This is a genomic window from Nocardioides sp., assembly GCF_025964975.1.
GTDB lineage: Bacteria > Actinomycetota > Actinomycetes > Propionibacteriales > Nocardioidaceae > Nocardioides.
The window spans coordinates 1-6,718 of the sequence record NZ_JAOPXV010000003.1 but is presented as its reverse complement, the minus strand read 5'-3'; the positions used below and the strand labels follow the sequence as shown (position 1 = coordinate 6,718).

At 71.4% G+C, this 6,718-nt stretch carries 6 protein-coding genes and 1 pseudogene; 2 read left to right on the top strand and 5 right to left on the bottom strand.

The window, feature by feature from the left end; all coding sequences use genetic code 11:
• From JWN68_RS00290 to JWN68_RS00270, 5 genes are all read right to left on the bottom strand, one after another.
• The coding region (locus JWN68_RS00290) for a membrane dipeptidase (RefSeq protein WP_297732966.1) at positions 1–713 on the bottom strand (713 nt) is incomplete at its 3' end.
• Positions 713–1,708, bottom strand: a complete 996-nt coding sequence (locus JWN68_RS00285; RefSeq protein ID WP_297732963.1) for an ABC transporter permease — start codon at positions 1,706–1,708, stop codon at positions 713–715. The genes JWN68_RS00285 and JWN68_RS00290, both read right to left, overlap by 1 nt.
• 68 nt (positions 1,709–1,776) lie before the next feature.
• Positions 1,777–3,330, bottom strand: coding sequence for a sugar ABC transporter ATP-binding protein (locus JWN68_RS00280; protein WP_297732960.1), 1,554 nt, complete (start codon positions 3,328–3,330; stop codon positions 1,777–1,779).
• A gap of 26 nt (positions 3,331–3,356) precedes the next feature.
• Positions 3,357–4,142, bottom strand: coding sequence for a substrate-binding domain-containing protein (locus JWN68_RS00275; RefSeq protein WP_297732969.1), 786 nt, complete (start codon positions 4,140–4,142; stop codon positions 3,357–3,359).
• Positions 4,061–4,567, bottom strand: coding sequence for a hypothetical protein (locus tag JWN68_RS00270; protein WP_297732957.1), 507 nt, complete (start codon positions 4,565–4,567; stop codon positions 4,061–4,063). Before JWN68_RS00270 ends, JWN68_RS00275 begins: the two co-directional genes overlap by 82 nt.
• Positions 4,568–4,743: 176 nt before the next feature.
• Between JWN68_RS00270 and JWN68_RS00265 the strand changes: the two genes are divergently transcribed.
• On the top strand, positions 4,744–5,820 hold the full coding sequence (locus JWN68_RS00265) for a DUF917 domain-containing protein (RefSeq protein ID WP_297732953.1): 1,077 nt from the start codon (positions 4,744–4,746) through the stop codon (positions 5,818–5,820).
• A pseudogene (locus JWN68_RS00260) lies at positions 5,817–6,718 on the top strand (PucR family transcriptional regulator); the annotation flags it as partial. The gene JWN68_RS00265 and the pseudogene JWN68_RS00260, both read left to right, overlap by 4 nt.

Sequence of the window (6,718 nt, the reverse complement as noted above, 5' to 3'; positions counted from 1 at the left end):
GCGTCGGACAGGAACGGCCCGAAGCCGTTGATGGCCACGAACCCGCCGCTGTCGGCCACCGCCCGGATCTGCTCATCGGTCAGGTTGCGCGGGTGCGCCTGCAGGGCCTGGCAGGAAGAATGGCTGGCGACGAAGGGCCTGGTGGCGACCGACGCCAGGTGCCAGAAGCCCGTCTCGGAGAGGTGGCTGACGTCGACGACCATGCTCAGGCGCTCCATCTCCGCGACCGCCTCGAGCCCCAGCGTCGTTAGGCGACCGCCTGCATCCTGCTCGCCCACCCCGTCGGCCATCATCGTGCGGCGGTTCCAGGTCATCGACGCGACCCGTACCCCGAGGCGGTGGAAGGTGTCCAGCAGCTCGAGGGAGTGGCCGATCGGCTCGCATCCCTCGAGGGCGAGGACGAGCGCGATGCGACCACTCTGGATGACGGGCCGGATCTGTTCGCCCCGCTCGCAGATCACCACGTCGGCGGCGTGGACGTCGGCCAGCCGGCGGGCCTCCTCGAGCACCTGCAGGCTCCGGCGCAGCGCTCCCTCCCCCACGTGTTGCTCCTCGGTGAAGACGGGAAGCACCTGGAGGACCACTCCTCCGGCCCGCAGCTGCGGGAGCCAGAAGTCCCCGAAGGGGTCGGACAGGCCGCGCTCGCGCTGGTGCAGGACACCGAGGAGGAGGTCGTTGTGGCAGTCCGCCACCGGCAGCGACGGAGCCGTCATCAGGAGGCGGTGCCCCCGCTGCGCGCCTCGCGTCGCCGGGCCAGCTGGGCCAGGGAGACGGCGATGACCAGCGCGCCACCGTAGAACAGCTGCTGCACGAAGCTCTCCGCACCGAGGAGCTGGAGCCCGGTGATGCCGGTGGCGAGGAAGTAGACGGCGATGAACGCGCCCCAGGCGTTGAAGCGGCCCGGGATCACGGTGGTCGCCCCGAGGAACACCGCGGCGAAGGCGGGCAGCAGGAACGAGGTGCCCGAGCTCGGGTCCGCCGACCCGGTGGTGCCGGCGTACAGCGTGCCCGCCACTCCGGCCAGGCCGGCGGAGCCCACCAGGGCGCCCATCCGGACGCGCCCGACCCTGATGCCGCTGAGCCGGGCAACATCGCGTCCCCGGCCGACGAAGAGCATCCGCATGCCGAGGGCGGTGTGCTGGAGCAGGTACCAGAGCACGAGACAGAGCACGAGCCCGTAGTAGAACGCCGCCGGGACGCTGAGGAGCTTGTAGCCGATGACGAGGTCGACGAGCGAGCTCGAAATGCCGCTGATCGTGGTGGAGTTGCTGATCCAGAGGACGAGGCCCTGGATCACGGTGCCCGTGCCCAGCGTGACGATCAGCGAGTCGACCCCGAAGAACACGATCACGGCGCCGTTCACCAGCCCCGCCACCAGTGCCACCACCAGGCCGGCCACGATGGCGGCACCGATCGACCATCCGTGATTGACGTTCAGGATCCCGATCACCATGGCCGTGAGGGTGGCGACCGAGGCGACCGACATGTCGTAGTCACCGCACACCAGCGGCAGCACCAGGCTCAGCGTCAGCACGAGGGGAACCGCCTGTGATCCCAGGATGTTGGCGATGCTGGCGGTGCTCAAGAAGGTGTCCGGCAGCAGCACGGCGAACACCACGAAGATCACGAGCCAAGCCACGGGCAGGGCCCCGGCCTCGATGCGCGAGGTCCAGCGACGAGGGCGAGGCAGGGTGGGCGCGACTGCCACCGTGCCTTCTTCGATAGTTGTTCCCACTGACATGTCGACTCTCTTCACGGGCTGGGATTGCGGAATGATCAGGCGTCCGAGGCCGCGCGGTGCGGCCGGGTGACGGCGTCGGCGTCGGCGTCGGCGAACAGCATGTCGGTGAGGCCGGCCTTGGTGACGGCCCGGCCGTGCACCTCGTCGGACACGACACCGCGTCGCATCAGCAGCACGCGGTTGCAGAGCTGGGCCAGCTGGTCGAGGTCTGAGCTCGAGCACACGACCGCGCAGCCCTGCCGGGCCGCCTCGGCGACGAGGTTGAAGATCTGCTCACGCGCCCCGACGTCGACACCCTGGGTGGGCTCGCTGAGCAGCAGCACCTTGGGTCCGGTCACGAGCCACTTGGCCAGCATCGCCTTCTGCTGGTTCCCGCCGCTGAGGGAGGCGTAGGCCAGCGCCGGCTGGGGTGGACGTACGTCGAGGTCGCGCAGCAGCTTGCCGGCGTGCCGCTCAAGCTTCCTGCCCGTCAGGGCGAACGGCCCGCCACCCTGCCGGAGCGAGAGCAGCGCGACGTTCTCGCCGACGGTCAGGGCGGGAGCACTGCCCTCGACCGCGCGATCGCTGGGGAGGTAGGCGATTCCGGCCCGGATCGCCTTCGAGGGCGAGAGGCGGCGCGCCTCGAGCTCGAGACCGTCGACCGCGACAGACCCGCTCGTGGCCTGCAGTGCCCCGAAGAGCAACTGGTTCACCTCGTCGAACCCGGAGCCGATCACGCCAGTGACACCGACCACCTCGCCCGGCTGCACGCTCAGGTCCAGGTGCTCCACGGCCCGGCCGCGCAGGGCGGTCACCTGGAGGCGCGGCCGCTCTCGCACCGCGGGCACGGGGGCGGACCCGGCGCTCAGCGTCGAGACCGGCCGGCCCACGATCATCCGGACGAGGCCCTCGCGAGCCAGCGACGCGGTGTCCTCGCTGCCGACCAGCTCGCCGTCGCGCAGGACGCTCACCCGGTCCGTCACCGTAAGGACCTCGTCGAGGTCGTGCGACACGAACAGCACGCCCGCACCCTGCGCGGCCACCGTGCGCATCAGCGCGATGAGCTCGGCGACCTCGGCGTGCGGCAGGAAGGCCGTCGGCTCGTCGAGCACCAGCAGTCCCCGCACCCCGCTGTCCTCCGCGTCGAGGTGGCTCACGGCGCGGGCGATGGCCAGCTTGGCCCGCTCGAGGCGCGAGATGTCCCGCACGAGCGTGTCGGCTCGCAGCGAGATGCCGAACCGCTCGAACAGCGCCGTGGCACGGGCCAGCTCGGCGCGCTTGCGCCGCGGACGGATGCCGGAACCCGTTGCCACGTCGTCGGCCATCAAGTTTTCGAGCACCGTCAACGATGGGAGCAGCGCGAGGTCCTGGTGGACGAACCGGAGCCGGTGGTCGCGCCGGTCGGCGGCGGAGAGGGGGAGCTCGACGGGCGTCCCGTCGAGCTCGACCGTGCCCTCGTCGGGGGTGTGGAAGCCGGCGAGGACCTTGATCAAGGTCGACTTGCCCGACCCGTTCTGACCCAGCAGCCCGTGGACCTCACCGCGGCGAACGGTGAGGTCCACGTCCCTGAGCACCCGGGTGAGCCCGAACGTCTTCCCGACGCCGGTCATCCGGAGGACAGGCTGGGCCGGATCGGTCATCCGAGGCCCCAGACCTCGAGGTACTGGGCCTCCAGGTCGTCCCCGTAGCCCTTGTTGACCTCGGGCGGGGTGCCGGCCTCGTCGACGTTGGACGTGTCGAAGATGCGGACCGGCACGATGTCCATGACCCGGGAGGGCTCCATCCCGGCCATCAGCCGGAACGCGTTGTCCATGGCCGCGAAGCCGGCGCCCTCGAGAGACTCGCCCACGTCCATCGTCACGATGTTGCCGTCCTGCATCATCTTCAGCACGGCGGGCGTGCCGTTGAAGGTGACCACCTCGACCTGCCCCTGCTTGCCAGCCGCGGTGATGCCGGCGACGGCGTAGCTCGCCATGTTGTCGTAGAGCGGCACGACGTACTTGATCTCGGGGTCGCGCACCAGCTCGGACTGCACGGTCGACTGCACCGAGGTCGTCCACTTGCTGATCGGCACGTTGGCGAACGTCGTCTCACAGGCGGGGCAGGCGCTCGCGATCTCGTCCTTGAAGGCGGCTTCCTGGCCCGGGCTGGGGCCGGCGTCGTTGGAGGTCACCACGAGGATCTTCGCGGCACCGCCGGAGTCGACGGCGATCCAGTCGGCGTTCAGGCGGGTGGCGGTCTGGTACGGCGCCGCGACGATGGCGTCCACGCCGTCGACGCAGTCCACGCTGAGGCCGGAGCAGTCGGGGGCGAACTGGGCCGAGGTGTCCCAGAACATGCTCACGACGACCTTGATGCCCGCCTCGCGGGCCTCCTGGATCTGCGGCTCCAGCGCGCGGGGGTCCGTGCCACCGCTGAGGATGATGACATCGACGCCCTTCGCGATGCCTGATTCATGCCCGCGACCCACTGGTTGGGCTGTCCTTCGTTGGTGTAGACCTCGAAGTCGACGTCCGCGAGCTCGGCCACGCGCTCCATCGCTGCGTTGATCTGGATGTTGTAGTCGTTGGTCGTGAGCAGCGGGATGACGAACACGCTCTTGCCGGCGAGGCTGGCGACGTCCACCGCCGGGCCGGGCGAGACGAAGTCGCCGACCGCCTTGAACTTCTCGACCGTGTCGGTCGCCGCCTGCGAGACCTCGCCCTTCTCGGACCCGCCACTCGACGACGCCGAGGACGAGTCACCGGGGCTTGAGCAGGCCGCCAGAGCCAGGGGCAGCAACACTGCAACGACCGCGAGCTGGCGACGCAACCGCACACACAGTGCAGACAGGATCTGCTTCTTCATCGTTCGGTTCCTCCACTGTCATCCCGCGGCGACTGCCGACGGCCGGCACCCTTTTGGCGCTTCGACTAACTCATGGTCCCAACGGCGGATCGCGGGAGATATGTGCACATCGCCCGGTCGACATCCACATGGCATGCCACCTGCACAGCGGACCCGGCGAGTGAGAGGATCCGGGTATGAGCCTCCCGGTTCCCCTGACCCTGCGCGCGGCGGACCTCGAGGCGCTGGCCGTCGGACTGTGCCTGCTGGGCTCGGGCGGGGCCGGTGACCCGCACCCCTTCTCGTCCGTGCTGCGCTCGCAGCTCGGGGACGCAGAGCTCGTGCTGCACGCGCCCGCCGAGCTGGCGGGCGCGAGCGTCGTCCCGGTCGGGATGGTGGGGGCCACCAGCGTGTTCACCGAGAAGCTCCCGCACGGCGGCGAGTTCGGCACTGCCGTCGCCGCCACCGGACGGTGGACCGGCGCGGCGCCCGACGCGGTCATGGCGATCGAGACCGCCGGCCTGAACGGCATCACCGCGCTCGTCGCCGCCCTGCACCTCGGGCTGCCGTACGTCGACGCCGACCTGGCCGGACGCGGCCTGCCCCGGCTGGACCAGCTGACGTGGGCGGCGGCGCGACTGCCCCTGACCCCGTGCGCGCTGGCGTTCCCGGGCGGCCACACGCTGCTCATCGACCGCGCCTCCCCCACCGACGTGGAACGGACGATCCGCGCGGCGCTCGCAGGCACCGGCGGTTGGGCAGCCCTGGCGCTCGCCCCGGGTCCCGCCGCGTCGCTGGAGGAGACCGCCTGCGTGGGGACCCTGGGCCGGGCGCTCGCGCTCGGGCGCGCCCACGGCTCCCTGCGCATGATGGCGGAGGCTGCAGAGGTCGCCGAGGGTCTGGGCGGTGAGATCCTGGGCGAGGGTCGCGTCCTCGACGTGCTGCGTCACAGCTCGGACGGCGGACTGCACGCCGAGTCGTCGGTGACGGTCCTCGACCGCCACGGCGCCGTGCTCCGGATCGAGACGGAGAACGAGTTCTTGATGGTGCTCGTCGACGGCCAGCCCCGCGCCACGGTGCCCGACCTCATCTGCCTGCTCGATCGTCGTACCAACCGGCCGCTGGCCGTCGACGCCCTCCGCCGGGGCGACGAGGTCTTCGTGCTGGTGCTGCCCGCTCCCGCGTGGTGGCTCGCCCCGGAGCACCTCGACCGGGTGTCACCCTCTGCGTTCGCTATCGATTGTCCGCCCATGCTGTTGGCGGGACGCCCGTGAGCGCCGACACGCCCGTGCCGCTGGTCGCCCTGCTCGGTCACCCCGACTGGCACCAGGTGAGCGTCCTGGCGTCGCCTCCCGCACCGACCCTGCTGGTCGAGGGGGTGTCGCTGGTCCCCGACATCCGAGGTCGGGCGAGCGACATCGGGGGGCAGCTGCTCACTGTGCTGCAACCGCCGTCGCGCAGCGACTGGCGCATCGACGTGCTGATCCAGACCGCCGCCGCCGGCGGCGCCTCGGCCGTCCTGATCGGCGACTCGTCCCCGCTTTCACAGCCGTCGTCCGCCCTGGCCGCGCGCGTGGGGCTGACCGTCCTCGGCGCGGACGACCCGCTGGCCGCCGCTCTGGCCGCGCGGAGGTTCGTCTCGGAGGCGGAGATGCACGTGGCCGACACGGTCCTGCGGGTGACGTCCATGGCCGTCCGCTCCGGCGAGGGAGTCGAGGACGTGATGAAGGCCGTCGGCTCGGTCCTGCGTCGTCCCCTGGCCCTGGTGGCCGCCGGCGGCGACACGCTCCTGGGCACCGACGTCGTGCTGGAGGGGGACCGCGAGACCGTGGCCCAGACGCTCACCGCCGTGGCTACTCGCTCCCGCGCCACGCAGCGAGTCGAGCTGTCCGGGTCGGCGCTCCTGATCGCCCACCCGGTCCCGCCGACGACGGCGCGGGACGCGACCATGTGGCTGGTCACCCGGCTCCCCCACGACCTGCCCGCCGAGAGCGCCGCCGCCAGCGCCGCCCTCTCGGTCGCCGCGGCCGTGATCGGACAGCGCGCCAGCCTGCGGCGACTGGCCGTCGAGCGGGATGCGCGGGCACGCGCGTCCCTTCTGGGCGAGCTGTTGAACGCCCCCGACGACCTGGCACCCACCACCCGTCGTCGGGCGCTGGAGGCCGGGTGGCG